Origin of the sequence: Burkholderia sp. Bp8991 (assembly GCF_003853795.1) — a bacterium.
GTDB lineage: Bacteria > Pseudomonadota > Gammaproteobacteria > Burkholderiales > Burkholderiaceae > Burkholderia.
In genome coordinates this window covers 131,011-156,957 of record NZ_QTQJ01000010.1, presented here as the reverse complement: position 1 = coordinate 156,957, position 25,947 = coordinate 131,011, and the positions used below count along the sequence as shown (strand labels likewise).

The 25,947-nt window shown below is 68.0% G+C and carries 22 protein-coding genes and 1 pseudogene; 8 read left to right on the top strand and 15 right to left on the bottom strand.

The window, feature by feature from the left end; translation table 11 throughout:
• Window positions 1-22 precede the first annotated feature (22 nt).
• Both DIE02_RS14265 and DIE02_RS14260 read right to left on the bottom strand, forming a co-directional pair.
• Complete coding sequence (locus DIE02_RS14265) at window positions 23-562, bottom strand: BON domain-containing protein (RefSeq protein ID WP_124486053.1); 540 nt, start codon at window positions 560-562, stop codon at window positions 23-25.
• 66 nt (window positions 563-628) lie between these two features.
• Window positions 629-2,116 carry a sigma-54-dependent Fis family transcriptional regulator gene (locus DIE02_RS14260; RefSeq protein WP_124486052.1) on the bottom strand — a complete coding sequence of 496 codons (1,488 nt, stop codon included), beginning with the start codon at window positions 2,114-2,116 and terminating at the stop codon, window positions 629-631.
• 326 nt (window positions 2,117-2,442) lie between these two features.
• On the opposite strand from DIE02_RS14260, the gene DIE02_RS14255 reads away from it, so the two are divergent.
• Complete coding sequence (locus DIE02_RS14255; protein WP_044845000.1) at window positions 2,443-3,846, top strand: GntP family permease; 1,404 nt, start codon at window positions 2,443-2,445, stop codon at window positions 3,844-3,846.
• Between the two features lie 462 nt (window positions 3,847-4,308).
• A complete protein-coding gene (locus DIE02_RS14250; protein ID WP_124529156.1) occupies window positions 4,309-4,560 on the top strand; it encodes a DUF4148 domain-containing protein in 252 nt (83 codons plus the stop codon).
• Window positions 4,561-4,608: 48 nt separating this feature from the next.
• Here DIE02_RS14250 and DIE02_RS14245 read toward each other — a convergent pair whose 3' ends face one another.
• Together DIE02_RS14245 and DIE02_RS14240 are read right to left on the bottom strand one after the other, a co-directional pair.
• On the bottom strand, window positions 4,609-6,204 hold the full coding sequence (locus DIE02_RS14245; RefSeq protein ID WP_124529154.1) for a thioredoxin family protein: 1,596 nt from the start codon (window positions 6,202-6,204) through the stop codon (window positions 4,609-4,611).
• A 551-nt stretch (window positions 6,205-6,755) separates the two neighbouring features.
• Window positions 6,756-6,893: pseudogene (locus DIE02_RS14240) on the bottom strand (GNAT family N-acetyltransferase); the annotation flags it as partial.
• Between the two features lie 325 nt (window positions 6,894-7,218).
• Here DIE02_RS14240 and DIE02_RS14235 point away from each other — a divergent pair.
• Both DIE02_RS14235 and DIE02_RS14225 read left to right on the top strand, forming a co-directional pair.
• Entirely contained in the window at window positions 7,219-7,494 is a 276-nt protein-coding gene (locus DIE02_RS14235) for a hypothetical protein (RefSeq protein WP_044844996.1), read from the top strand.
• 163 nt (window positions 7,495-7,657) lie between these two features.
• On the top strand, window positions 7,658-8,650 hold the full coding sequence (locus DIE02_RS14225; RefSeq protein WP_044844995.1) for a DedA family protein/thiosulfate sulfurtransferase GlpE: 993 nt from the start codon (window positions 7,658-7,660) through the stop codon (window positions 8,648-8,650).
• A gap of 68 nt (window positions 8,651-8,718) precedes the next feature.
• Here DIE02_RS14225 and DIE02_RS14220 read toward each other — a convergent pair whose 3' ends face one another.
• The 7 genes from DIE02_RS14220 to DIE02_RS14190 form a co-directional block, all read right to left on the bottom strand.
• Complete coding sequence (locus tag DIE02_RS14220; RefSeq protein ID WP_044845036.1) at window positions 8,719-10,191, bottom strand: OprD family porin; 1,473 nt, start codon at window positions 10,189-10,191, stop codon at window positions 8,719-8,721.
• A 160-nt stretch (window positions 10,192-10,351) separates the two neighbouring features.
• On the bottom strand, window positions 10,352-11,383 hold the full coding sequence (locus DIE02_RS14215; RefSeq protein WP_044844994.1) for an ABC transporter ATP-binding protein: 1,032 nt from the start codon (window positions 11,381-11,383) through the stop codon (window positions 10,352-10,354).
• The gene (locus tag DIE02_RS14210) at window positions 11,380-12,372 is read right to left on the bottom strand and encodes an ABC transporter ATP-binding protein (protein WP_044844993.1); all 993 of its coding nucleotides are present in this window, start codon (window positions 12,370-12,372) and stop codon (window positions 11,380-11,382) included. The genes DIE02_RS14215 and DIE02_RS14210 overlap by 4 nt, the downstream gene beginning before the upstream one ends.
• Window positions 12,373-12,374: 2 nt before the next feature.
• The gene (locus DIE02_RS14205) at window positions 12,375-13,277 is read right to left on the bottom strand and encodes an ABC transporter permease (protein WP_044844992.1); all 903 of its coding nucleotides are present in this window, start codon (window positions 13,275-13,277) and stop codon (window positions 12,375-12,377) included.
• Between the two features lie 13 nt (window positions 13,278-13,290).
• Entirely contained in the window at window positions 13,291-14,229 is a 939-nt protein-coding gene (locus tag DIE02_RS14200; protein ID WP_124529152.1) for an ABC transporter permease subunit, read from the bottom strand.
• A gap of 11 nt (window positions 14,230-14,240) precedes the next feature.
• A complete protein-coding gene (locus tag DIE02_RS14195; protein WP_044844990.1) occupies window positions 14,241-15,854 on the bottom strand; it encodes a peptide ABC transporter substrate-binding protein in 1,614 nt (537 codons plus the stop codon).
• Window positions 15,855-16,031: 177 nt separating this feature from the next.
• Window positions 16,032-16,610: a cupin domain-containing protein gene (locus DIE02_RS14190; protein WP_044844989.1), complete on the bottom strand. Its 579-nt coding sequence runs from the start codon at window positions 16,608-16,610 to the stop codon at window positions 16,032-16,034.
• Between the two features lie 498 nt (window positions 16,611-17,108).
• Between DIE02_RS14190 and DIE02_RS14180 the strand changes: the two genes are divergently transcribed.
• Together DIE02_RS14180 and DIE02_RS14175 are read left to right on the top strand one after the other, a co-directional pair.
• The gene (locus DIE02_RS14180; protein ID WP_044844988.1) at window positions 17,109-18,632 is read left to right on the top strand and encodes a peptide MFS transporter; all 1,524 of its coding nucleotides are present in this window, start codon (window positions 17,109-17,111) and stop codon (window positions 18,630-18,632) included.
• 120 nt (window positions 18,633-18,752) lie between these two features.
• Window positions 18,753-18,959, top strand: coding sequence for a hypothetical protein (locus tag DIE02_RS14175; RefSeq protein ID WP_044844987.1), 207 nt, complete (start codon window positions 18,753-18,755; stop codon window positions 18,957-18,959).
• Between the two features lie 49 nt (window positions 18,960-19,008).
• Here the strand turns inward: DIE02_RS14175 and DIE02_RS14170 are convergent, their stop codons facing one another.
• From DIE02_RS14170 to DIE02_RS14160, 3 genes are all read right to left on the bottom strand, one after another.
• On the bottom strand, window positions 19,009-20,133 hold the full coding sequence (locus DIE02_RS14170; protein ID WP_124529150.1) for an OpgC domain-containing protein: 1,125 nt from the start codon (window positions 20,131-20,133) through the stop codon (window positions 19,009-19,011).
• Window positions 20,134-20,531: 398 nt separating this feature from the next.
• Window positions 20,532-21,431 carry an EamA family transporter RarD gene (gene rarD / locus DIE02_RS14165; protein WP_124520101.1) on the bottom strand — a complete coding sequence of 300 codons (900 nt, stop codon included), beginning with the start codon at window positions 21,429-21,431 and terminating at the stop codon, window positions 20,532-20,534.
• A gap of 19 nt (window positions 21,432-21,450) precedes the next feature.
• The gene (locus DIE02_RS14160; protein ID WP_124486044.1) at window positions 21,451-21,747 is read right to left on the bottom strand and encodes an acylphosphatase; all 297 of its coding nucleotides are present in this window, start codon (window positions 21,745-21,747) and stop codon (window positions 21,451-21,453) included.
• A 256-nt stretch (window positions 21,748-22,003) separates the two neighbouring features.
• Between DIE02_RS14160 and hpnA the strand changes: the two genes are divergently transcribed.
• Both hpnA and DIE02_RS14150 read left to right on the top strand, forming a co-directional pair.
• The gene (gene hpnA, locus DIE02_RS14155; protein ID WP_044844982.1) at window positions 22,004-23,011 is read left to right on the top strand and encodes a hopanoid-associated sugar epimerase; all 1,008 of its coding nucleotides are present in this window, start codon (window positions 22,004-22,006) and stop codon (window positions 23,009-23,011) included.
• 108 nt (window positions 23,012-23,119) lie between these two features.
• Window positions 23,120-24,535, top strand: coding sequence for a phage tail protein (locus DIE02_RS14150; protein WP_124529148.1), 1,416 nt, complete (start codon window positions 23,120-23,122; stop codon window positions 24,533-24,535).
• 124 nt (window positions 24,536-24,659) lie between these two features.
• Here DIE02_RS14150 and DIE02_RS14145 read toward each other — a convergent pair whose 3' ends face one another.
• Window positions 24,660-25,847, bottom strand: coding sequence for a glycosyltransferase (locus DIE02_RS14145; RefSeq protein WP_124520105.1), 1,188 nt, complete (start codon window positions 25,845-25,847; stop codon window positions 24,660-24,662).
• Window positions 25,848-25,947: the final 100 nt, after the last annotated feature.

The following is a 25,947-nucleotide window of genomic DNA, read 5'->3' as shown; positions in this document are numbered from 1 at the left end:
GCCACGCACCGTCGTCACACGTTCAGTCCCGCGCTCGGTCCGGCGTCCGGTCCGGGCGTCCCCGCGTCTTGTACGGCACGGCCCGGTGCGGATCGTCGGTGATGCGAACGAACACCTGCTCGACGTCGGGGAGCGCGCCGAGTTCGCGCGCCAGCGCCTCCCGATCGAATGCCGGATCGGCGCACCCTTCGACATAGATGAAGCGCCGCTGCACGGTGATCCACAGGCTCGTGCCCTGCAGACGATCGGTGCCCGCGAAATGCGCTTTCGCCGCCTCGGCGATCGGCGCGTCATACATATAGGAATTCGGTTTCGTGCAGCGGTGAGCGAGCCAGCAGGTGGTCCCGCGCTCGGCGCGGTAATGCGCGTCGTCCGTCATCTCGGCACGCGTCATCCACGGGCCGAGCGGCAGCGGGCATTCCGCGAAGCCCCGCGACAACGCGACGAACGGATCGTTGTACCAGTTGCGCCGCACCGCAGGCGAATCCTCGTCGCCCGACTGAGCGAACGAGGACGTCGCCGCCAGGATGGCCAGCCATCCGGCCATGCCGATTCGCTTCATCGTTGTCTCCTGTCAGGCACATCACCGGTGCCGTTCGTCATGTCCGGGCGCATCGGCCACCGCTTGCTACCGCTCGATCCCGAGCGCCGCGAGTTTCTTGTAGAGCGTCGCCCGGCCAATGCCGATGCGGGCGGCCGCTTCCACGACCTTCCCGTCACAGGCCGCGAGCGCGTCGATCAGGAACTGGCGCTCCCACGCGGCCAATGCATCGGCATACGAAACGACCGGCACACCGGCGGCACCCGATGCGTCGCCCGCGTCTCGGCCGAGCGGCAACGGAACAGCCCGCGTGCCCGCCGGCACGCTGTCCGGCGCCACGCGCACCGGCCCGAGGAACGGCGCGAGCGCACCCGCATCGATCACCGAGCGATCCGACAGCATCAGCGCGCGCTCGAGCGTGTTGCGCAACTCGCGCACATTGCCGGGCCACGGGTACGCGCACAGCATCCGCAGCGCATCGTCGGTCAGTTCGCAGTGCGCGGCACGGCCGTGCTGCGCGGCGAGTTCCTCGAGCGTCGCATAGACGAGCGCCGCGATGTCGGACGCGCGCTCGCGCAAGGGCGGCGCGTGAATCGTCAGCACGTTGAGCCGGTAATAGAGATCCGCGCGAAAGCGGCCGGCCTCGACCAGCGCCGGCAGGTCGGCCGACGTCGCGGCGATGATCCGCACGTCGGCGCGCACGATCCGGTTCGAGCCGACCGGTTCGAACTCCTTGTCCTGCAGCACACGCAGCAGCTTGCCCTGCAGCGGCAACGGCATGTCGCCGATCTCGTCGAGAAACAGCGTGCCGCGATCGGCCAGTTCGAACTTGCCGACGCGTCCCTTGCGGTCGGCGCCGGTATACGCGCCCGGCGCCGCGCCGAAGAATTCGGTTTCGAGCAGCGTGTCGGGAATCGCCGCGACGTTGACGGTCACGAGCGGCTGGAGCGCGCGCGCCGACGCCGCGTGGATCGCATGCGCGAGCAGTTCCTTGCCGGTCCCCGTCTCGCCGAGCAGCAGCACCGGCGAATCGACCTGTGCCGCGCGCCGCGCCTGCCGCTTGGTTTCGAGGCTTGCGGCGCTCGTGCCGACGAAGCTCGCGAACGTGTATTTCGCGCGGCGCGCCTGCGCGAGCGAACGCTGTGTCGCGATCAGTTGCTGCTGAAGCTGCGCGTAACGGGAAAAGATCGGCGTGAGCGTCTTCAACTGGTCGAACAGCGCGAAGCCGATCGCGCCGACCGTCTCGCCCGCCTCGTTCTTCAACGGCAGGCGCGTGACGACGAGCGGCTCGCGGCCCGTCTCCATGATGTCGAGCAGGATCGGCTGTCCGGTCGACACGACCTCGCGCATCAGGCTGTTCGGAATCACCGCCTCGCAGTCGAGGCCGACTGCCTGCTGCGGATCGGCGAACCCGAAGCGCGCCGCATAACGCTCGTTCATCCACACGACGCGCGCGTCGCGATCGACGACCACCGTGCCCGCACTCGAATCCTCGAAGGTCCGAAACAGCGACTCGGCGGCGCGCAGCAGCACGTCGCCGTAATTGACGGGCAGGCGCGCCCAGTCGTTCATCATCGTGTCGTCGTCTCCGCATATGCTTGGCCGGATGTCTCCGGAACGGGACGCAGTATCTCATTTTGGAGACACGCCGGAATGCCTTGTCCGGGAAAGCCCTGCCCGATTCGATGGGCTGTCCCGACGGCCAAAGCGTCTCCGGATGGAGACGATTTATGTAGAATCTTCAGACATTGGCCGGCGCGGGCTCGCCGGCCTGCCCCGGACCCATGTCCGGCGGCGCAATGCGGCCGATGGCACGAAATCTGCAAGAACCTGGGCCGGTCCGCGGCGCGCTCCGCGATCGAACAACAACCAAAGCCATTCCAAGCTATTAGGAGACTCCCTTGTCTTTCGTGATCGTCCTCGCCGCGCTGGCGTTCCTGATGTTCGCCGCGTATCGCGGCTACAGCGTGATCCTGTTCGCGCCGATCGCCGCGCTCGGCGCAGTCCTGCTGATCGAACCCGCCGCCGTCGCACCGGTCTTCTCCGGCATCTTCATGGAGAAGATGGTCGGCTTCGTCAAACTGTATTTCCCGGTATTCATGCTCGGCGCCGTGTTCGGCAAGGTGATCGAACTGTCCGGGTTCTCCGAGTCGATCGTGCACGCCGCGATCCGCTACATCGGCCGCTCGCGCGCGAATGCGGTGATCGTCGCGGTGTGCGCGCTGCTCACCTATGGCGGCGTTTCGCTGTTCGTCGTGGTGTTCGCGGTGTACCCGTTCGCGGCCGAGCTCTATCGCCAGAGCAACATTCCGAAACGGCTGATGCCCGGCGCGATCGCGCTCGGCGCGTTCTCGTTCACGATGGACTCGCTGCCCGGCACGCCGCAGATCCAGAACATCATCCCGACCACGTTCTTCAAGACGACCGCCTGGGCCGCACCCGCACTCGGCACGATCGGCTCGCTGTTCATCATCGTCGTCGGCCTCGCGTACCTGGAATGGCGCCGCCGTTCGGCGATGGCGAAGGGCGAAGGCTACGGCACGTCGCTCGTCAACGAGCCGGAGCGCGTCGAAGCGACGGCACTGCCGAATCCGGCGCTGGCGATCCTGCCGCTGCTCCTCGTCGGCGCGTCGAACTTCACGTTCACGAAGCTGATTCCGCAGTGGTACGGCGCTGCGTCGTACACGGTCGCGCCGGACGTGCTGCCCGGCGTGCACACGCCGGTCACGACGTCGATCAAGACCGTCGTCGCGATCTGGTCGGTCGAGGCCGCGCTGCTGCTCGGCATCGTGCTGGTCGTCCTGACCGCGTTCAAGCGCGTCAGCGACCGCTTCGCGGCCGGTTCGAAGGCCGCCGTCGGCGGTGCGCTGCTCGCCGCGATGAATACCGCGTCGGAATACGGTTTCGGTGGCGTGATCGCCGCGCTGCCGGGCTTCCTCGTCGTCAGCGACGCGCTGAAGAGCATTCCGAACCCGCTCGTGAACGCGGCCGTGTCGGTCAGCTCGCTCGCAGGCATCACCGGGTCGGCGTCGGGCGGCATGAGCATCGCGCTCGCCGCGATGTCGGACCTGTTCATCAAGGGCGCGCAGGCCGCCAACATTCCGATGGAGGTGCTGCACCGGGTCGTCGCGATGGCCAGCGGCGGCATGGACACGCTGCCGCACAACGGCGCCGTCATCACGCTGCTCGCGGTCACGGGCCTCACGCACCGCGAGTCGTATCGCGACATCTTCGCGGTCACCGTGATCAAGACGCTCGCGGTGTTCTTCGTGATCGCCGTGTACTACACGACGGGCCTCGTGTAAGCCGCCGCATCGGGCGGCGTTCCGAGCGCCGCCCAACCCTGCCGGCCGCATCGACGCGGCCGGCGCGCCTTCCTCCCTCCGCGTGTTCGCGGCTGTTCGACCGGCCGGCATTGCCGCGCCGGCAGCGGCATCACAGCGCGATGCTTGTCGCGACGCGCCGCACCTTCCCGATACCTCCGCTTGCAAACCAGCACGGATCGCCGGGATTCGCATCCGCCACTTCGTCCCCGGCCGACCGGAATCGCTCGACGCCACATTGCGGTGCAGACCGGAGGGCCTGTCGCCCGTCACGTGCCGCCATCCGGCCCGTCCGCTCCACCGTTCATTGTTTCCGGCAGCAGAACACTGCGTTGGGAGCGATCGCATTTTTCCCGCGCGTGGTCGGGCCTACACTGCTTTCAACCGCCGCCGCTTCGTCAAACGAAGTCCGGCCGCCCAGCTGGAAACATGGAGGTCACGATCATGAAGCGCCTGATTCACGCAGTTGCCGTTGCCCTGGCTATATCCGCCCCGCTCGCCGCGCAAGCGCAGTCGAACCCGCCGCTCACGCGCGCGCAGGTCCGCGCCGAAGTGAAGGCGCTCAAGCAGGCCGGCTTCCAGCCGAGCGACTGGTTCTATCCGGCCAGCATCGTTTCCGCCGAAGCGAAGATCGCGCGCCAGCAAGGTGCCGGATATGGCAACGACCGCGGTGCATCACCGGAGTCGGCCCAGTAATCGCCGCAACGACGCGGCCGTCCCGCCCGACCGCTCCGTCGCGAGCCGTCACGCCTTCACCGGCTCGATCAGTTTCGCGCATGCCGCTGCCTGCGGGTCGCCCGCCGGCAGCTTCGCGCACACTCCGTCGAACTGCTTCACGACCGACCTGACCGACGCATCGTGCGCGCCGCCGCCGCGCCAGCGATTCAGCTGCGTGACGACCTTGGTCAGCGCACGCAGGTTCGCCCCATAAAACGCATCCTTGGTCTTGCCGGCCTGCGCGAGCACGCTCGCGGCGATCGCTTCTATCCGTGCAGAATCGTCCGGCGCCAGCGCGACCGCATTCGCGAAATAGGTCGCGCCCCAGCGCAGCTTGGTCGCCGGTCCGCTCGCCGAGTCGTATGCCTTGCGGTACCAGTCGAGCGCCGCGGCCTTGTCGCCGCGCGCCTTCGCATTCGCGGCCAACCCCGACATGAAGTAGTACGGCGTCGCCGAACGCGGCAACTCGGCCTTCAGCAAGACGTCGGATTCGTCGTACAGCCCCGCGTCGGTCAGCGTGTCCGCCGCTTCGCTGACGAGCGCCTGCCGCTCGTACGCGTTCGCGGCGCCCTGCACCGATGCGGCAATCTGCTTGCGCGCGGTATCGACCAGCGCCGGCGCGACGAGCGGCGCGCCGGCGTGCGCGTCGTTGCGCGCGAGCAGCACGCGGCCGTGCAGCGCCATCAGCCGGTCGATCGACGACAGCGTCGAATCGGTCGACAGGCGCGCGAGCGCCGTGTCGTACGCGTCGCGCAGCGTCGTGCGCTGCGCGGCGTCGCCGCCGAGGTATGCGACCACGCGCGCGGGCGCCGCGACCAGCACGTCCGAATCCGCCCGCGCCAGCGCCGGTTCGCGCAGCACCGCGCGCAGCGCGTCGGCGAGCGCCGCCTTGTCGAGCGCGCCGGCCTGTGCTGGATCGTCCGATGCCGCCACCACCGCCGACTTCAGCGCGAAGCGCGCGGCGTCCGCCTTCGCGCCGGCGGCACGCGCACGTTGCGACAGCGTCTGCAGCGTCAGCGCGACACGATCGGCCGGCACCGGCAGCGCGCCGTCGGTGTCCCAGGAATAGTCGGCCAGCAGATGCCATTCGGCCGGCGTCAGCGCCGCGCCGTTGTTCAGCGCGGTCGAGAGCGTCTGCCGCACCGGATGCGCGGCCGTCATCCCGAGCGACAGCGCCTGCATGTAGCGCTCGAGATCGGCCTCGCCCGGCAGCCGCGTCACTTCGGTGCCGTCCGGACGGAACAGGATCATCGTCGGATAGCCGTGCACCTTGAAGCGCTCGCCGAGCTTCTGCGCGCTTTCGGTATCGCCGTCGAGATACACGGGCACGAAGAACGACGAGCGAGCCTTGAACGCCTGCTGGCTGAAGATCGTCGACTTCACCTGGTTGCACGACGGGCACCATACGGCACCCCAGTACAGCAGCAGCGGCTTGCCGGTGCGCTTCGCGAGCGCGAACGCGGCATCGACGTCGCCCTGCTGCCAAGCGATGCCGGGCGGCAGATGCGTGCCGCCGCTCGACGGGCCCGATACGGGAGCGCCCTGCGGCGCGTTGGTGGCAAACGCCGCACCCGCGGCGGCGAACAGGCAGGCGGCAGTCAGGTTACGGAGGACGGTTTTCATCAAGGCGGGTTCCGTTGAAAGAGACGGTTGCGGATAGCGGCGTCGCGCGACGGCGGAACCGGTACGCTGCGACGGCCGGCCCGTGCGCACGAAACGGCGAAGCGAAAACACGACGAAGCGATGCAACAACGAAGGGCATCGACGGATGGCACGACGCATGCCGGCATCGGCCGTGGGCATCGCGTAGGGATCACGCAGGCATCGATGCGAAAGGCCCAGACCGGCCGCTGCATGCGCACACCGCGCAGCCGTACCAACTGCGGCTACCACAGCGACCGGCAAATCATTCGACGATACGATTCGCGCGGCCGGTTGAAAACGAACGAATTCTCGAATGGATATGAAGTGTGGCGTCGCCGACGTGCGCGCCTGCGCGGTCGACGCGACCACCCACTGCGCTGCATGCGGCGCTGCATTGACTGCCGTCGGTCGCTGCACGCGATCGGGTACACGGAGGCAGGCACGACAAGGCGCACGGCATGGCCAATACATGCACATGCCGCGGCCGATGCAACGACGCGCCGGCCCGCACGCGCTTCAGCACGCGTCCATCACTGCCGCCCCTTGATCCGCGCCATCTGAAACACCGATGCATACGCACCGTCGCGCAGCGCATAGTCCGGCGCCTCGCCTTCTATCCGGAAGCCGTGCTTTTCGTACAGTGCGATCGCCGCCGGATTGTCGATGAAACCGACAGCGACGCCAGCTTCTCCCGCCGCGTGGCCGGCCGCGTCGAAACGGGCCGCCACTCGGTCAGCGACCCGGCGATGGGCCTCGCCGACCGCTTCTGACGGCACCCGTGCCTCCCGGCCGGGCGCCGGGCGCGGATCGGTCCGATCCGGCCAAAACGCCCGCCCGGCGCGGCTCAAACATCAGAAGGATGGCCGGTGCAGCCCTCATTCAAGGACCACGAAAATGCTCCGTGTTGTGGCCCATTCGCGTTAAACTTCGTCAAGCTGCATTCAACAACGACATCTTCGCCAACCTGGCACACACGATACGAGGATAGGTTCGATGCGCACTACCGGCTCATCCGGGGCAATGACCCTGCTCACCGAACATGACCCGGCCGACGGCCGCGAACTGCGCTCGCTCCGGCTCGAATCGACCGACGACGGCAAGAGCGTGCTGCTGATCGACATCGACGAGCGCAAGCCCGGCATTCACCGCGAGGTTCGCTACGAGATCACGCCGGCCGAGCTGATCGCGGCGATCCGCTCGCACGGCGCCGAACTGCCTGGCGAAAACCACGGCGCCGCCTCGCTCGTCCGCACCCCTACCCCTTCGTGATGTCGACCGGTGAGCCGCGCACAACGCACCGGCTCACCGATCCGCCCGCATCACCCTGCCGCCGTCAGGCGCTTTGCGTCATTCCCCGCCGTCCGCTTGAAAATGGCCGATAATCGGCCCATCTTCGTACCTTCCACACGCGCTTCCTTTTCGGCCAGCCGTCATGCTCCGTGACCTCGTCGCCCAATACGGGCCGCTTCTCGTCTTCGCCAACGTGCTCGCGGCGGCCATCGGCCTGCCCGTACCGGCGATGCCGACGCTCGTGCTGTTCGGCGCGATGGCCGCGATGAATCCGGCGATGATCGGCTCGCAGCTCCTGACGGTGCTGGCGCTGTCGGTGCTCGGCGCGCTGATCGGCGACACCGTGTGGTACGTCGCCGGGCGGCGCTACGGCGGCACGACGCTGAAGACGATCTGCCGGCTGTCGCTGTCGCGCGACACCTGCGTGAAGAAGACCGAACGATTCTTCGGCCGCTACGGCGTGCGCGTGCTCGCGGTCGCCCGCTTCATTCCCGGGCTGTCGCTCGTGTCGGTGCCGATGGCCGGCGCGCTCGGCACGCGCTATCGCACGTTCGCCGGCTACGACGCGCTCGGCGCCGCGCTGTGGACGATCGTCGGCCTCCTCGCGGGGCTCGTGTTCTATCGGCAGATCGACTGGCTGTTCGCCGGCGCGAGCCGGCTCGGCCGCGCGGTACTGCTGGTGATCGTCGCACTGCTGGCCGTCTACGCGGCCGTGCGCTGGATGCGCCGCCGCGCGCTGATCCGCCAGCTCGCGACTGCGCGAATCGGCGTCGACGAGCTCGAAGAACTGCTGCGCGATGCGGCCGCGCCGGTGGTGCTCGACGTGCGTTCGCCTGAACACCGCAAGCTCGACCCGTTCACGATTCCCGGCGCGCAGTTCGCGGACGAACGGCACATCGAGGACATCGTCGCGCGCTATCCGTTCTCACAGAAGTTCGTCGTGTATTGCTCGTGCCCGAACGAAGTGACGGCCGCGCTGATGGCCAAGCGCCTGCTCGACGCAGGCTTCACCGATGCGCTGCCGCTGCGCGGCGGCCTCGACGCCTGGCGCGACACGGGCCGCCAGCTCACGTCGCTGGTGGAGGACATGCCCGCCGCGAACGATCCGGTGGCGGGGTTGCACAAGCCGGCCTGATCGAACGGGTCGCAGGCCGGCCGCGCGAGACGAAAACGACTGAAGGGGACGTTGCGTCCCCCCTTCGATCAGAACGCGTGCAGCGGCACGTTCACGACCAGGCGGTACTCCTTGTTGGTCGCGTCCGCGGTGTGCGTGGAACCGGTGTGCCACATCGCGATGAACGTGACCTTCGTGTCCTTCAGCTTGCCGCTCTGGAACGTGTACGACGGGATGAAGCCGAACTCGTGGTGACGGCCCTGCACCGGCGCGCCGTTGCTCCAGTAGATGCTCGACTTGCTCGGATCGTTCGCAGCCCCTGCGCTGCCGTCCGCGCCCCAGCCCGTCACGCCCCAGACCATCGCCTTGAAGCCCGGCAGGCCCGCTTCCTTGCCGTAGAACGTGTAACGCAGCTGCAGCGACTTTTCGTGCGGCGCGTTGTAGTCGACGTCCATCGAGTTGGTCAGGAAGATGCCGTTCGTTTCGTTCAGGTAGTCGAAGAACTGGTCGCCGAGCACCTGCTGATAACCGAGCAGCAGTTCGTGCGGGCCGTGCTGCGCGGCCACCGACAGGCTGTACGCGTTGTTGTTGATCTTGCCCTGCAGCGCGTCGCCCGTGTCGTGCGTCGAGTAAACGTTACCAAAGCCGGTCCACTTGATCGACTTCGTATCGCCGATGCTGTGCTTCACCGACGCGTAGTACTGGTGCCACACGTCGTCGGCCTGGTTGGCGTACAGCGCGACTTCGCCGTCCGGCGAATAGTCCCACGTGCCGCCGACGTAGGTCAGGCGATTGATGCGCGTGCCGCCGTATTGCGTCGTGAGGTTGGTGAGCGTCGTGTGGCCGCGCGCATCGGTCTTCGTGAAGCTGCCGGCCTCGAGCATCACGTTCTTGAATTCGTTGCTGACGATCGTCGCGCCGAGGAACGTCGGCGGCAGCGCGCGGTTGTCGTGCTGTTCCATGAACGGGTTGTCGACGGCCTGCAGACCGTACTTGACCACCGTGTTCGAGATGCGCGCCTTCACGTCGTAGATGCCCGGATAGGCCCATGCGAGCTGGTTCGAACCGCCGCCGCCCTTCGCGATGTGCACCATGCTGCCCGCGCCGGCACCGCCGTCGAGCTTCAGCGCCGCATACAACGACGCGTCGAAGCCGATGCCGATCAGGCCGGTCGTGTAGCCCGACTCGAAGTTCGCCATCGCGCCCTGGACCCACGCGTGACGGTGCGGGCCGCCCTTGTTGTCGAGCGTGTCCGCATAGTTGCGGAACAGGAAATTCAGGTGGCTGTCGGCAATGAAGCCGTTCGACTTCGACTGTGCCGAAGGCTCGTCGGGTGGCGTGACGGCCTGGGTCGCCTCGGCGTTGATAATGGCGTTCGGGGTCGTTGCCTGCGCAACCGACGTGCCTGCGCCGGCGGACGGCGCCGCCTGCGCGACCGTCAGCGGTGCGGGGGCCGCGTCGTCGGCGTACGCCACGCCGCTCAGCGATACGCCGGCAAGCGCCGGCAAGCCCCATGCAAGCAGCATCTTCGATGCCGTCCCGATCGTCTTTTGCTTGTTCATCGTCATTCTCGTCTTGTGTTGATGTCGTCCACGCCGGTTGCGATCCGCTTCCAGCCCCCCGGCGAGCCCGGTTAAGGACGCGCCTTTACCCGCGGCGCGAAGATCATTCGCGCCGCACCCTACCCCTGTTGACCTGCCTGGTTATGTTTGCTGCGTCACTTCACGCCGCCACGCCCGCCCGGATGCACGCGACACGCGCCGGCGAGCCCTGCCGCACTTCCGGCAACGGAACGTCCTGCGCGCACGCGTCGATCGCGACCGGGCAGCGCGTGCGGAACGCGCAGCCGGACGGCGGGTTGAGCGGCGACGGCATCTCGCCCGCCAGCAGCATCGGACGGCGAGCACGCTCGCGCGCCGGCTCCGGCGTCGGCGCCGCATCGAGCAGCGCCTTCGTGTACGGGTGCTGCGGCACGCCGTACACGTCATGCCGCGTGCCGAACTCCATCACGCGGCCGAGATACATCACGAGCACGCGCTGGCTGATGGCCTTCACCACCGCCAGGTCGTGCGCGACGAAAAGATAGGACAACGACAGTTCGCGTTGCAGGTCGCGCAGCAGGTTCACGATCTGCGCCTGGATCGATACGTCGAGTGCCGATACGGGCTCGTCGCAGATCACGAGCTTCGGCTCGCCGATCAGCGCGCGCGCGATGCCGACGCGCTGGCACTGTCCGCCGGAAAACTCGTGCGGATAGCGCAGCAGGTGATGCGCGTTCAGGCCGACACGTTCGAGCATCGTGACCACGCGGCGCCGCACTTCGGCGCGGCCGAGGCCCGCGTGGTGCGTGACGAGCGGCTCCGCGACGATTTGTTCGATCGTCATGCGCGGATCGAGCGACGCGAGCGGATCCTGGAAGATCATCTGCACTTCGCGGCGCATCGCGGTGCCGCGCAGGTGATCGGGCGCGACGGCTTCGCCGCGCCAGCGCACCGTGCCGGCCGTCATCGGCACGAGGCCGATCAGCGCGCGCGCGAGCGTCGACTTCCCGCAGCCCGACTCGCCGACGAGCCCGACCGTCTCGCCGCGCTTCACGTCGAACGACACGCCGTCGACCGCGCGCAGCGTGCCCTTCGGCGACCATGGATAGCCGCCGAGCGGCACGCGGAAATGCACCTTCAGATCGTCGACGGACAGCAGCGTATCGCTCGTCGTGCCCGTCGCGCCGGCATTGCGGCGTTCATCGACGCTCATCGCAGACCTCCCGTCAGATCGGCCAGCGGCCGGTGGCACGCGCGCACCGCGCCCGCCGCGCCATAGGTTTCGAGCGCGGGGCGTGCGGTACCGCAGCGCGCCTCCGCATACGTGCAGCGTTTCGCGAACGCGCAGCCGGCCGGCGCGGTGCCGGGCATCGGCGGATTGCCGGGAATCGCGACGAGCGGCGCGTCGTCGGCGTCGGTCAGGCGCGGCAGCGCGTTGAGCAGGCCGATCGTGTACGGATGCGACGGCGCCGCGAAGATCGAGTCGGCCGGCGCGTATTCGACGGTGCGGCCCGCATACATGACCATCACGTCGTCCGCGAGGCCCGCGACCACGCCCATGTCGTGCGTGATCAGCACGATCGCGGTGCCGCGCTCGCGGTTCAGCTCGCGCAGCAGGTCGATGATCTGCGCCTGCACGGTCACGTCGAGCGCGGTGGTCGGCTCGTCGGCGATCAGGATTTCCGGCTCGGACAGGAGCGCCATCGCGATCATCACGCGCTGGCGCATGCCGCCGGAAAACTCGTGCGGATACATGCGGATGCGGCGCGCGGCGTCGGGAATGCGCACCGACTCGAGCGCCTCGATCGCGCGCTTCGTCGCTTCCTTGCGCGACAGCTTGCGATGCAGCTGCAGCGTCTCGGTCATCTGCCGCTCGATCGTCAGGAACGGATTGAGCGACGTCATCGGATCCTGGAAGATCATCGCGATCCGGTCGCCGCGCACCGCGTTCAGCGCGCGCGTATCCATCTCGAGCAGGTTGTCGCCGCGATAGCGCGCGGCGCCCGTCGTCGCGCCGTTGCCGGCCAGCAGGCCGAGCAGCGCCATCACGGTCTGGCTCTTGCCCGAGCCCGATTCGCCGACGATGCCGAGCGTCTTGCCGGCTTCGAGCGAGAACGACACGCCGCTCACGGCGTCGATCGGCGGCGCGTCCTTGCGCGAGAAGCGCACGCCGAGGTTTTCTACTTCCAACAGAGCAGCCATCTTCAGCGATCCTTCGGGTCGAGCGCGTCACGCAGGCCGTCGCCAACGAAGTTCACGCAGTAGAGCGTCACGCACAGCATGACGGCCGGTGCCAGCAGCAGCCACGGCATCGATTCCAGTTTCTGCGCGCCGTCCTGGATCAGCACGCCCCAGCTCGTCATCGGTTCCTGCACGCCGAGGCCGAGGAACGACAGCACCGATTCGGTCAGCACGATGTTCGGCACCGACACGGTCGCGTACACGACGACCACGCCGAGCAGGTTCGGCACGACGTGGCGCAGCACGATCGACGCCGGCGACACGCCGATCGCGCGCGCCGCGTCGACGAACTCGCGATTGCGCAGCGACAGCGTCTGGCCGCGCACGACGCGCGCCATGTCGATCCACGAGAACGCGCTGATGGTCAGCACGACCAGCATGAACGAGCGGCCGAACAGGGTCATCATCAGGATCGCGATCAGCAGGTACGGGATCGCGTACATCATGTCGACGACGCGCATCATCGCGGAGTCGACCCGGCCGCCCGCGAAGCCGGCGGTCGCGCCCCACGCCACGCCGAACAGGCCGGACACCAGCGTGCCGAGCAGGCCGACCTCGATCGACACGCGGCCGCCGATCAGCGTGCGCACGAGCAGGTCGCGGCCGAGCTCGTCGGTGCCGAACCAGTGCTGGTTCGCGAGCGTCGGTGCGAGGCTGATCGAGCCCCAGTCGCTCGCGGCGGGATCGGCCGCGAGCAGCCACGGACCGACGAAACATGCGAGCGTGATCAGCGCGAGCAGCACGAGGCTGAACACGGCCGCGCGGTTGTGAAGGAAGCGCGCGAACGCTAGCGCGAGCGGCGAGCGCGAACGCGGCGGCGAGTCGGTCTGCACAGGCAGACTGACGACGGGAGTAGTCGGAGTCATCGCAGTGCCTCGCTCAATAACGGATGCGCGGATCGAGCCATGCGTACGCGAGGTCGACCAGCAGGTTGAACAGCACCGCACAGACGGTCGTCAGCACGACGAGGCCGAGCACCAGCGTGTAGTCGCGGTTGATCGCGCCGTTCACGACGAGCTGCCCGAGCCCGGGCAGCGCGAACACCGATTCGGTGACGACGGCCGCCGTGATCGACGTGATGCAGACCGTGCCGAACAGCGACACGACCGGCATCAGCGCGGGCTTGAGCGCGTGGCGCAGCACGATCGTCGAGCCCGGCAGGCCCTTCGCGCGCGCGGTGCGGATGTAGTTGCTCGACAGCGTCTCGATCATCGAGCCGCGCATCACGCGCGCGAGCAGCGATACGTTGATGAAGGTCAGCAGCACGATCGGCAGCAGCCGGTACTGCCAGCCGCCGTCGCCCCAGCCGCCGGCCGGCAGCCAGCCGTTGCCGGCCGAGGTCTTCAGCAGGATCGCGAAGATCCACACCAGCACCGGGCCGAGCACGAACGGCGGCACGACGTTGCCGAAGTTGCCGATCAGCATCACGAAGCGGTCGATCACGCTGTCGCGGCGCACGGCCGCGACGGTGCCGAGCAGCACGCCGAACCCGATCGAGAGCGGGATCGAGATGCCGCCCACGCCGAGACTCACGGGCAGCGCCTTCTTCACGAGATCGTTCACCGACCAGTCGACGTAGCGGAACGACGGGCCGAGATCGCCGTGCAGCAGCGAACCGAGATACAGCAGGTACTGCTTCCACAGCGGCTCGTCGAGGTGGTACTTCGCGTTCAGGTTCGCGAGCGTCGCCGCGGACAGCTGCTTCTCCGTATCGAACGGACCGCCGGGCGTGAAGTGCAGCAGCAGGTAGCAGACGGTGATGACGGCGAGAATCGTCGGCACCGCCCACAACGTGCGTCTCAATGCGTAGGCCAGCATGATCGCTCCGCTCAGTGCTTGATCAGGTACATGTCCTGCGAAGCACGCATGTCGATCACGTTCTTCAGCGAGTAGCCGCCCACGTAGGGCTTCACGAGCCGGTCCGCGGAATACTGGAACAGCGGCACCATCGGCGTGTCGTTCATCGCCGCGTCGTGCGCCTGCGTGAGCAGCGTGGCGCGCGCCTTGTCATCGAGCTTCTGGTTGCCTTCTTCGACGAGCGTGTCGGCCTGCTTGTTGCAGTAGCCGACGGTATTCTGCGAGCTGCCGCAGCGGATCAGGTCGAAGAAGGTCATCGCGTCGTTGTAGTCGGCGAACCAGCCGTCGCGCGCGATCTGCACCTTGCCGTCATGCCGCTCCTTCATCAGCACCTTGAACTCGACGTTCTCGAGCTTCGTGTCGATGCCGAGCTTCGTGCGCCATTCCGATGCGGTGAACAGCGCGACCTTCTTGTGCAGGTCGTTGGTGTTGTACGTCAGCGTGAACGACAGCGGCTTCGCATCGGAGAAGCCGGCCTGCTTCAGCAGGTCCTTCGCGGTCGCGACGCGCTTGGCCATCGGCCACGACGCCCATTCCGGCGTGAACGGGTGCACGCCCTTCGTGCCGTTCGGCATCAGGCCGTACATCGGCTTCTCGCCGGCCTGCGTGAGCTTCGACGTCAGCACGTCGCGATCGATCACCATCGACAGCGCCTGGCGCACGCGCTTGTCCTTCAGCGCCGCGTCGCTGTTGTTCAGGTAGTAGTAGTAGGTCGCGAGCTGCAGGCCCGGGCGCAGTTCGCCGCCGAACTGCTTGCTGACCTGCTGGAAGATGCCCGACGGGATCGAGTAGCTGTAGTCGATCTGGCCGGCCTGGTACATGCGCATCGCCGTTTCGTCGCTTTCGATCGGCAGGTACGTGACCTTGTTGATCACGACCTTCGGCGCGTTCCAGTACTTCGCGTCCTTCGAGATCACGATGCGGTTGTTCGGCTGCCAGTCGACGAGCTGGTACGCGCCGTTGCTGACGATGTTGCCGGGACGCGTCCATGCGTCGCCGAACTTCGCGACGGTGTCCTTGTTCACCGGCGCGAGCGGCACCATCGCGGTCAGTTCGGGGAAGAACGCGACCGGCACGTCGGTCGTCACTTCCAGCGTGTACGGGTCGACTGCGCGCACGCCGAGCGTCGTCGGCGCGGCCTTGCCGGCGATGATGTCCTTCGAGTTCTTCACGAACTCGACGAGGATCGTGTACTTCGAGCCCGTCTTCGGGTCGACGAGGCGCTGCCACGAGTAGACGAAATCGGCGGCCGTCACGGGCTGGCCGTTGCTCCACTTCGCATCGTGGCGCAGCTTGAAGATCCAGGTCTGCGGCGTCTTGCGCTCCCACGACTGCGCGACACCCGGCACGACCTGGCCGGCCGCGTCGATGCGGGCAAGCCCTTCGAACAGGTCGAGGCCGATCGTGTTGCCGGTCCACGATTCGATGTGCGCCGGGTCGAGCGACTCGACTTCGGCGGGCACCTGGCGCGTCAGGTCCTGTTGAGGAGCGAGCGTGACGTTCGACGGAACGGTAACGGCGTGGGCGACGGGCGTCGTCAGGGCGAGCGCGGCCAGCACGGCCGACATGGCATGCAAGGATTTCATCGTGGCAGTCTTGAGAAAGTTGTTCGGCGAGCGATGCGCGGCGGATGCCGCGGTTACGCGTGAGACGCTGACGGGTACAGCGATTGAGGAGGCCCGTGATTCTCGTATTGCATCTTAGTATTCCTTACGTTTCTTTCGACAGGCATTCCGTCTTGGAAACGAAGGAATACCTGTGCGTTAGAACAGCCGCGGCGTACCGACCCAGACCACCACCGACTCGACCTTCGCGGTGTTGACCCAGCTGTGCGGGACCGTCGACTGATAGTGCGAACTGTCGCCGGCCTGCAGGACGAACGTCTTGCCTTCCAGCGTCAGCGACACTTCCCCTTCAATTACATACAGGAATTCCTCTCCTGCATGGGTCGTCACCTCCGACCGCTTCTGCCCCGGCGGCATCCGCACGAGGATCGCCTCGAGCTGACGCCCTTCGGTCACGTTGGTCAGCCTCGCGAACAGGTTCGCCGAATCGGCGAATCCGAAGAAGCGCAACTGATCGCCTCTGCAGACCGAGCGTTCCTCGCTCGGCGTATCCACGAAGTACTGCACCGTCACGCCGAGCGCCTGTGCGATACCGGCCAGCGACGTCAGTGACGGCGACGCGAGCCCGCGTTCGACTTGAGACAGAAACGGCTTCGAAATCCCCGCGGCGGTAGCGGTGTCGTCGAGCGTGCGCTTGAGTCGTTGGCGCAACGCGCGAATCTTGCTGCCGAGTGCGGCAGCGTCTGCCGCTCGCGAGTTTTCAGTGGGGGGAACCATAGCAGGCCGAAAAGTGGTCGTCAAAAAATGTTTGATGGAAAGTAACTAAGTTAATACGAGATAGCTTAATCTTCGGGTTCGCACACGTCTTCGGTGTTGAGCCCGGTGCACTAAACAGGGCACGAAGCGGGCGAAACGACGCGCTATCTTGCCAGACTCGCCGGCTTCACAGGCAAGCTGCAAGCGGCTCTCCGGGAATTTTCGGAGAACGGGCGCGAAGCTTACAAATAGATGATGAGACAAATTTTCCTGAAAGCTGCTGCCATATCGGGAGTTTCCCTGAGTGGCGCGGACCTGACGCACCGGACCGGCAAACGTTACCACTCGCGCGCCGGTCGGGGCCTCGCACCGCCTTATCGGGCGGAGTCCGACCCCGGCCCGGGCTAACCCGCCCGACTGCTCCATCGCCGACGCAAAGCCTACCCGGCCACCGTGCTCCGGCGCCAGTTCGACCCCAAGGCGACGCGCGATCCGCGCCGTCCGTTTCAAACGAGATTGATGATGCACGCACCTGTTTCACAGACCCGTTCGTTTACGACGGTCTTCCTCATCGAAATGTGGGAGCGCTTCGGCTACTACGGTATGGCCGCGCTCCTGGTCCTCTTCATGGTCGACCGGCTCGGTTTCACCGACAGCCATGCGAACCTGACCTGGGGCGCGTTCACCGCGCTCGTCTACGCGTCGCCGTCGATCGGCGGCTGGATCGGCGACAAGGTGCTCGGCGCACGTCGCACGATGATCATCGGCGCGGCCGTGCTGTGCGCCGGCTACCTGATGCTGGCGATCCCGAACGACGCGCTCGCGTACATGTACGCATCGCTCGGCGTGATCGTCGTCGGCAACGGCCTGTTCAAGGCCAACGCGGCGAACCTCGTGCGCCGCATCTACGAAGGCGACGATGCGCGCATCGACAGCGCGTTCACGATCTACTACATGGCGGTCAACATCGGCTCGACCGTGTCGATGCTCGCGACGCCGTGGATCAAGGATCACTGGGGCTGGCACACCGCGTTCGCGGTCTGCTGCGCCGGCATGCTGCTCGCGATCCTGAACTTCATGCTGATGCACCGCACGCTCGCGCACATCGGCTCGCAGCCCGACGACGAACCGATCCGCTGGAAGCGCCTCGGCGGCGTGGCGGCGGGCGGCGTGGCGCTCGCGCTGGTCACGCTGTACGTGCTGCAGCACAAGCAGCTCGCAGTCGCGAGCGTATGGACGGCGGCGTTCGCGATCCTCGCGATCTTCGCGTACATGATCGCGAAGTCGGAGCGTTCGGAACGCGCGGGCCTGATCGCGGCGCTCGTGCTGATCGGCCAGGTGATCCTGTTCTTCATCTTCTACGTGCAGATGTCGACGTCGCTCACGCTGTTCGCGCTGCGCAACGTCGATCCGCGCTTCATCCTGTTCGGCACGACGCTGTTCACGTGGAGCGCCGCGCAGTTCCAGGCGCTGAACCCGATCTGGATCATGATGCTGAGCCCGGTGCTCGTGTGGGTCTACAACGCGTTCTCGAAGAGCGGCCGTGACCTGCCGGTCGCCGCGAAGTATGCGTTCGGCTTCGGCGCGGTAGCCGCCGGCTACCTGGTGTTCACGATCAGCGGCCGCTACGCGGTGGACGGCCGCGTGTCGTCGTGGTTCATGGTGTGGGGCTACGGCCTCTACTCGCTCGGCGAACTGCTGGTGAGCGGCCTCGGCCTCGCGATGATCGCCCGCTACGTGCCGGCGCGCATGAGCGGCTTCATGATGGGCGCGTATTTCGTCGCGACGGGTGTGTCGCAGTATCTGGGCAGCGTCGTCGCGAACTTCGCGCAGATGCCGTCGCACGACCTGCCGGCCACCGAATCGCTGCCGCTGTACCTGTCGCTGTTCGAGAAGCTCGGCTGGCTCGCCGCGATCGGCATGCTGCTCGCCCTGCTGCTGCTGCCGATGATGAACCGCCTGTCGCGCCAGCATCAGCGCTGCGCGGAAGAGCGCCGCGAGGAAGAAGCGGTGCAGGCGCAGGCGATGGCCTCGGCGCAGTAAGTACTATCCCTCGGCGTGCGGCGTGCACGCCACATTCTCCCGCCAGCGCGGCCAGCACGTCCTACACTGGTTGCAACGGCGCATCTGCTCCGTCGTGATGCGCACTGGCGGGAGAAGATCATGAAAAACAAGACGACTCGGCTCTTGAGGATACTGTCGGACATCCGGCACGCGCAGCGCTGCACCACATTGCGCGCCGCCCGGGCCGCGGCCGAAGCCGATGCGGTGCTCGCGCAGCAGGACGATCCGAAGTCCGACGAACGCGACGACGCCGAATCCGACGACGCGACCGTCGTCCCCCGCTCCCGTATCGGCTCACCTCACTGAGCGCACAGCGCGGCACGTTGCGTGCCGCCTGCGCGTTTTCCCGCACCGTTCACGCGGCCGCGCCGCGCCGGCGTGCGAACCACGTTCCCGAACCGGCCACCGCCATCATCAGCCCGACCGCGCATGCGTCGGCCGCGAGGCCCACGCCGATATGCCGCAGCTCGGCGCCGTTCGCGACCGGATGCAGCAGCGAATCGATGACGAGCGAGATCGCCGCGCCCGCGACGAAGCAGATCAGGCCGCGCCGGCCGACCGCGACGACCGGCCGCACGGCCCGCGCAATGCGCGCGATCCAGCCGTAGCGCACGCAGTCGGCCATCAGCCAGGCAATCGCCGCGAAGCTCACGATGCGCGGCAGCGCGAGATCGCGCTTGAGAATACCTTCCGGCAACGGCAGCCCCGAGAACAGCTTGTAGCTCGCACAACCGAGCACGATCGCGCACGCGACGCCGGTCGCCGCGGCGCTCCAGCGCCCGAGCGCGACGTACCGGTAGAAAGGCTGGCAGCGGGCGAGCACGCCGGCGACGAACATCAGCTGCCACGCGAACGGGTTGAAGTTCCAGCGGAACGCATCGGTGTCCAGCAGCTCGGGGCCGAGCCAGCCCGCCGCGAGCCACGACGTCGCGCCGAACGCGACGAGGAGCCACGGATGGCGGCGCGCGAACGGCACGATCACCGGCGACGCGAGCGCGAACAGCACGTACATCGGCAGCACCGACGCGAGATACGGCTGGCGCTGGAACGTGAGCAGTTCGGCGAGCCCCGTGAGCGGCGACGCGAGCATTACGCTGACGTCGTCGAGCGCGAGGTTCGGCGTGTCGATCCCGTAATGGTCGAGCACGGCGGACACGACGAGCATCAGCGTCGACGTCGCGAGAAACGCGCGGTAGATCTGCATCGCGCGGCGCACGAACCGCCGCTGCGCCGCGCGCGCGCCGTGCCGGTCGGCGATCGCGCCGTACGCGCTCGCGGTCGCGAAGCCGCCGAGGAACACGAACACCTCGGCCGCATCGCACAGCGCGAATGCATGGAGCGTCACGCGCGACAGCACGCTCGCGCCGATGTGATCGACGACGATCATCAGCAGCACGATGCCGCGGAAGAAATCGACTTCGATCAGGCGCGCGCTACGGGTCGGCGGCATCGGGACGGCAGGCGGCGTGTTCAACGACATGGCCGCACCTGCACGACGACGGTGCGGCATGCACCGAAGGAGGATTCGGAAGGGAGAAGGCGAACGCGATCGGCGGCGCTACGCGTATGCTCGTATCGCGCCAACCCGGCCGGCCCGGCACGAAAATGACCGTTCATGGAAAAGCCGCATACGAAGAGGAGGCGGTCAGATCAGTCTAGCGGCCGGTCGGGAGATACCCTAAGTAACAAAGTGCAACGGAATCTTCTGTTCGATTACAGGCGTGACATCGGCGATGCAACGCTGGCGAGGCCGCCAGCCAGACGTCAGCTGCACATCAGCGCGATGCCGGTTCGACGCCGGCATCGCGTGACGCGACGCAAGCAATGCGCACTGCGCGGCACGTTCGTTGCCGCCGTCGCACGGCCGGGCGGCGATGCTCAGCCGCGCGCGGGCAAGCGCCGCATCAGCATCGCGCTGTGCCACGCGGTCAATGCAACGGCCGCCCAGATCGGCCCGTACGTCGCGAGCTGCGCGACGCTCAGCGTCTCGCCGAGCAGCAGCAGCGACACCGCGACGAGCAGCACCGGTTCGACGTAGCCGAGGATCCCGAACAGCGCCATCGGCAGCATCCGGCTCGCCTTCAGGTAGCTCGCGAGCGCGAGCGTGCTGAGCACGCCGAGCCCCGGCAGCAGCACGGCCCACAGCCGCGGATGGCTGGCGACCGGCGTCGCGCTCGCCGACACCATCGCGAACGCGACCGGACACAGCAGCACGATCTCGAGCGCGAACGCGGCCAGCGAATCGGCGTTGATCCGGCGGCGCAGCACGAAATACGGCGGATAGCCGAGCGCGACGACGAGCGTCGGCCACGCGAACGCGCGCGTCGCCCATACCTCGTGCGCGACGCCGAGCGCCGCGCATGCGACCGCCGCCCATTGCAGCGGATCGAGCCGTTCGTGATAGTAGAAGCGGCCGACGAGCACCATCGTCAGCGGCAGCAGGAAATAGCCGAGCGACACTTCGAGCATGCGTCCGTGCAGCGGCGCCCACAGGAACAGCCACAGCTGCAGGCCGAGCAGCGCCGCGCTCGCGGGCAGCGCGACCAGCAGGCGCCAGTCGCGCACGCCGCGCCGCACGAGTTCGACGAGCGCCGGCCAGCGGCCGCGCAGCGCGATCAGGGCGAGCGCGCCCGGCGCGGTCCACAGGATGCGCCACGCGAAGATGTCGAGCCCCGTGAGCGGCGCGAGCAGTTTCGCGTAGGCGGACATCAGCGCGAACAGCGTCGACGCCATCACCGAGAGCGCGATGCCGCGCCCGGCCTCCGGATACCCCGTCATGTTGTTTTAGCCTTGCGCGTTACTGCTGCTGGAAGCGCTCGAAGCGCTTTTCGACGTGGCGCTCCTCGAACGTCACCTCGGTCACGCGCGCGGACGGCGGCCCGTGGCGCAGCCACGCGAGCATCCGGTCGATCTGTGCGCCCGGGCCCTGGATCATCGCCTCGACGCTGCCGTCCTCGAGATTCGCGACCCAGCCGCGCAGCTTCAGCGCATGCGCCTCGCGCACCGTCGCGTGACGGAAACCGACGCCCTGCACGACGCCGCGCACCCGCACGTAGTAGGTCTCGATCCGTTCGTCCAGTTCATTGCGGCTCATCGCGTCGCCCTCCCGTCGTGCAATCCATTCAAGCCCGGCATTGTAGTCGCGTCGGCCGCTTCGCACACGGGCCCGGCGGGCCGGCTCGGCGCCGTCGCCAGTGCAGCCGCCCGCGCGAGCACGCAACTGCGGGTTTGCTGCCCGGCGATGCGTGCGTGCCGGAGGACGGCGCTCGCGTCGCCGGGCGCGCCGACCACGTACAATCTCGCCGACGCACAACCGCCGCGCCGCCCGCGCGCGGCCCTGAAGGAAACGCATGACTGATACCTCCCGCGATCTCGTTCTCGTCACCGGCGCGTCCGGTTTCGTCGGCTCGGCCGTCGCACGCATCGCGCAGCAGAAAGGCTATGCGGTGCGCGTGCTGGTGCGCCCGACCAGCCCGCGCACGAACGTCGCGGATCTCGACGCCGAGATCGTCACCGGCGACATGCGCGACGAGACGTCGATGCGCGCCGCGCTGCGCGGCGTGCGCTACCTGCTGCACGTGGCGGCCGACTACCGACTGTGGGCGCCGGACCCGCACGAGATCGAGCGCGCGAACCTCGAAGGCGCGGTCGCGACGATGCGCGCGGCGCGCGCCGAAGGCGTCGAACGGATCGTCTACACGAGCAGCGTCGCGACGCTGAAGGTCACGAGCGCCGGCGATCCGTCCGACGAGAACCGGCCGCTGACCGCCGAGCAGGCGATCGGCGTGTACAAGCGCAGCAAGGTGCTGGCCGAGCGCGCGGTCGAGCGGATGATCGCCGACGAAGGGCTGCCGGCCGTGATCGTCAACCCGTCGACGCCGATCGGCCCGCGCGACGTAAAGCCGACGCCGACCGGCCGCATCATCGTCGAGGCCGCGCTCGGCAAGATTCCCGCGTTCGTCGATACCGGGCTGAACCTGGTGCACGTCGACGACGTCGCGCACGGCCACTTCCTCGCGCTCGAGCGCGGCCGGATCGGCGAGCGCTACATCCTCGGCGGCGAGAACCTGCCGCTGCAGCAGATGCTGGCCGACATCGCACAGATGACGGGCCGCAAGGCGCCGACGATCGCGCTGCCGCGCTGGCCGCTCTACCCGCTCGCCGTCGGTGCGGAGGCCGTCGCGAAGTTCACGAAGAAGGAGCCGTTCGTGACCGTCGACGGGCTGCGGATGTCGAAGAACAAGATGTATTTCACGTCCGCGAAGGCCGAGCGCGAGCTCGGCTACCGTGCGCGTCCGTACCGCGAAGGACTGCGCGATGCGCTCGACTGGTTCGGCTCGGCGGGCTACCTGAAGTAACACAAAGCGGCGTATTTCACGCCGCTTTGCGCACTTTGTTACACGTCGCTGACGGACCGGCACCGGCGCAGCGGTTAAAATCGCGGGTCTTACGCAGAGAAGACACGCATGAACCTGAACGAACAGATCGATTCGCTCAACGCGGGCGTCGATCAGCTCCTCCACGATCACCACGCCGCGCAGCAGGCGGCACGCAGCGCGGAAGCGTTCGCGCGCGCCGCCGCGGCGGAAGCCCAGGCCGCCGCCGCACGTCACGCCGCCGCGGAAGCCGAAGCACAGGCCGCCGCGCAGCGCCACACGGCCGCAGCCGCCGACGCCGATGCCGCGCAGCAGCGCCACGCCGACGCCACCGCCGCGGCCGAAGCCGCCGCCCAACGCCACACCGAAGCCGCCGCGCAGGCCGAGGCCGCCGTCCAGCGGCACGCCGAAGCGACCGCGCTGACCGAGGCGCTCGCGCAGCGCCACGCGGATGCCGAAGCCGCGTCGCAGCGTCATGCGGCCGCGATCGCCGAAGCCGAGGCCGCCGCGCAGCGTCATCACGCCGCCGCGACCGAAGCGGACGCGGCCGCGCAGCGTCATGCAGCGGCCGCCGCGGAAGCCGAAGCCGCCGCGAAGCGCCATGCGGAAGCGACCGCCGCAGCCGAGGCCGCGACGCAGCGCCACGCGGCCGCGATCGCCGAGGCCGAGGCACTCGCGCAGCGTCACACGCAGGCGATCGCCGAAGCGGAAGCGGCTGCGCAGCGCCATGTCGAGGCAACCGCCGAAGCCGAAGCGATCACGCAGCGTCACGCCGAAGCGATCGCGCAAGCCGACGCGGCCGCGCAACGCCATGCGGAGGCGACTGCCGAGGCCGAGGCCGTCGCGCAGCGCCATACCGACGCGATCGCGCAGGCGGAAGCGGCCGCCGAGCGTCACGCGAAGGCGATCGCCGACGCGGAAGCGCTGGTCGAAGCCGTCGTGAAGGACGCCGCGACGAACGCGGCAGCTTTGGCCATCGAGCCGGCCGTCGCGGCTGAGGTGGTCGAACCGGCCGTCGGGTCCGCCGTTGAGCCGATGACGAACGCCACCGCGCCGGCTGCCGCCGATGAAGTCGCCGCTGCGGCGGCCGACGCGATCACCGACGTCGTCGCGACCACCGTCGCCGACGCCGCGATCGAAGTCGCACCTGCGGCCGAAGCAGCCGCCGACGCCCCCGCGGACAAGGCGACGCTGCACGTCGCGCGCCCGTCGCAGAACGAACTGACGCTGACCGTCAACGGCCAGTCGATCACGTTGCACCCGGAACAGCTGGGCCAGCTGATCGAGGAACTCGCGCATGCGCGCGCGTCGATGCAGCCGGAACCGCCGCCGGGCATCCCGGCCGGCTGGCGCTTCGTGACGACGAAGAACCCGATGATGGCCGTGCAGAAGCAGTCGAACGGCGATCGTCTGCTGGTCGCGCGCCACACCGGCTACGGCTGGGTGCCGTTCACGTTCTCGCCGGACGTCGTGATTCAGATGTACATGATGCTGACGCAGCGGTAAGCACGCGCGCAGCGGCGACCGGACGTCGGCCGGAAAGCAAACAGCCCGAATCGGCTCACGTCGATTCGGGCTGTCTGTTTTCAGCAATCCGGTGGTCCTGACGGCCGGCATCCGCCGGCCCGCTTCAGCGCTCCACCGGCGCCTGCACCCGCGCCTTCCACTGACCACCCTTGCCGCGCCAGTAGCGCCACGCGGACGCGAACGTCGCGCCGACGTAGAACAGCGCGACGAGCGGCAGCGCGGGCGCCCACAGCGGCGAGCGCCGGTAATAGCGCAGCATCGGCGCATACGCCGTGCACATCGACGCCCATGCCAGCCACGCCGGCCAGGCCCGCGCGCCGTATGCGAGCGCGGCCACAGGCGGCACGAGATAGATGATCGTCATCCCGAGCAGCGTGCCGGCGAGCAGCAGCGGCGAATAATGGAGCTGCGTGAACGCGGTGCGCGCGATCATGTTCCAGATGTCGCGCCAGCTGTCGTACGGACGCAGCGACACGCTGCGCTCGGCAAGGTCGAGCCGGATCGGATGCCGGCCGCTGCCGCGATGCTTGATCTGCGCGGCGAGGCTGCAGTCGTCGATCAGCGCGCCGCGGATCGATTCGATGCCGCCGGCCTCTTCCAGCGCGCTGCGCTTGACCAGCATGCAGCCGCCCGCGGCGCCGGCCGTCCGTTTGCGCGGATTGTTGATCCACGAGAACGGATAGAGCTTCGCGAAGAAGAACACGAACGCCGGGATCAGCGCCTTTTCCCAGAACGAATCGCAGCGCAGCCGCACCATCAGCGACACGAGATCGCGCTGTTCGGCCTGCGCGCGCGTGACGAGCTGGGCCACCGCGTCGGGCGGATGGCCGATGTCGGCATCCGTCAGCAGCAGATAGTCGGCCGGCAGCCCGAGCGTGCGCACCGCGGCGATGCCCTGCGACTGCGCCCACACCTTGCCCGACCAGCCGGCCGGCAGCGGCTTCGCGGCCAGCACGGTCAGGCGGTCGGCGCGGTTGATCGCGAGCGCCGCCGCGCGGGCCGCGGCGGCGGTGCCGTCGTCGCTGTGGTCGTCGACAATGATCAGATGAAAGTCGCCCGGATAATCCTGCTCGAGCAGCGACGTCGCCGCTTGCGCGATCACGTCGACCTCGTTGCGCGCCGGCACGACCGCGACGACCGCCGGCCAGCCGGCCTCGGCCGCGGCGCCGCGCGCTTCCGGCGGCAGGGCCCGCGCGGGTCGCGCGCGCCAGAAGCCGCCGCGCGCGACCAGCAGCACGATCCAGATCACCAGCGACAGGCCGGACACCAGGAAGGTAATCGCCAGCATCATCGGCACGCCTCCTGCCGGACGCCGGCGCCAGCAGCCCCGGATCGTTCGATCTCAATCGGGGTCGGAGTGAAAACACCCTTGACCGCACCAGCGGCAGGGC

Coding starts and splice junctions, on each gene's coding strand:
- DIE02_RS14190 (WP_044844989.1), bottom strand. CDS start 16,610: ATGGTTCCCCCCACTGAAAACTCGCGAGCGGCAGACGCTGCCGCACTC.
- DIE02_RS14265 (WP_124486053.1), bottom strand. CDS start 562: ATGAAGCGAATCGGCATGGCCGGATGGCTGGCCATCCTGGCGGCGACG.
- DIE02_RS14150 (WP_124529148.1), top strand. CDS start 23,120: ATGAACCTGAACGAACAGATCGATTCGCTCAACGCGGGCGTCGATCAG.
- DIE02_RS14175 (WP_044844987.1), top strand. CDS start 18,753: ATGAAAAACAAGACGACTCGGCTCTTGAGGATACTGTCGGACATCCGG.
- DIE02_RS14235 (WP_044844996.1), top strand. CDS start 7,219: ATGCGCACTACCGGCTCATCCGGGGCAATGACCCTGCTCACCGAACAT.
- DIE02_RS14215 (WP_044844994.1), bottom strand. CDS start 11,383: ATGAGCGTCGATGAACGCCGCAATGCCGGCGCGACGGGCACGACGAGC.
- DIE02_RS14245 (WP_124529154.1), bottom strand. CDS start 6,204: ATGAAAACCGTCCTCCGTAACCTGACTGCCGCCTGCCTGTTCGCCGCC.
- DIE02_RS14225 (WP_044844995.1), top strand. CDS start 7,658: ATGCTCCGTGACCTCGTCGCCCAATACGGGCCGCTTCTCGTCTTCGCC.
- DIE02_RS14250 (WP_124529156.1), top strand. CDS start 4,309: ATGAAGCGCCTGATTCACGCAGTTGCCGTTGCCCTGGCTATATCCGCC.
- rarD (WP_124520101.1), bottom strand. CDS start 21,431: ATGACGGGGTATCCGGAGGCCGGGCGCGGCATCGCGCTCTCGGTGATG.
- DIE02_RS14220 (WP_044845036.1), bottom strand. CDS start 10,191: ATGAACAAGCAAAAGACGATCGGGACGGCATCGAAGATGCTGCTTGCA.
- hpnA (WP_044844982.1), top strand. CDS start 22,004: ATGACTGATACCTCCCGCGATCTCGTTCTCGTCACCGGCGCGTCCGGT.
- DIE02_RS14145 (WP_124520105.1), bottom strand. CDS start 25,847: ATGATGCTGGCGATTACCTTCCTGGTGTCCGGCCTGTCGCTGGTGATC.
- DIE02_RS14200 (WP_124529152.1), bottom strand. CDS start 14,229: ATGCTGGCCTACGCATTGAGACGCACGTTGTGGGCGGTGCCGACGATT.
- DIE02_RS14160 (WP_124486044.1), bottom strand. CDS start 21,747: ATGAGCCGCAATGAACTGGACGAACGGATCGAGACCTACTACGTGCGG.
- DIE02_RS14205 (WP_044844992.1), bottom strand. CDS start 13,277: ATGACTCCGACTACTCCCGTCGTCAGTCTGCCTGTGCAGACCGACTCG.
- DIE02_RS14260 (WP_124486052.1), bottom strand. CDS start 2,116: ATGATGAACGACTGGGCGCGCCTGCCCGTCAATTACGGCGACGTGCTG.
- DIE02_RS14195 (WP_044844990.1), bottom strand. CDS start 15,854: ATGAAATCCTTGCATGCCATGTCGGCCGTGCTGGCCGCGCTCGCCCTG.
- DIE02_RS14170 (WP_124529150.1), bottom strand. CDS start 20,133: ATGTCGTTGAACACGCCGCCTGCCGTCCCGATGCCGCCGACCCGTAGC.
- DIE02_RS14210 (WP_044844993.1), bottom strand. CDS start 12,372: ATGGCTGCTCTGTTGGAAGTAGAAAACCTCGGCGTGCGCTTCTCGCGC.
- DIE02_RS14180 (WP_044844988.1), top strand. CDS start 17,109: ATGATGCACGCACCTGTTTCACAGACCCGTTCGTTTACGACGGTCTTC.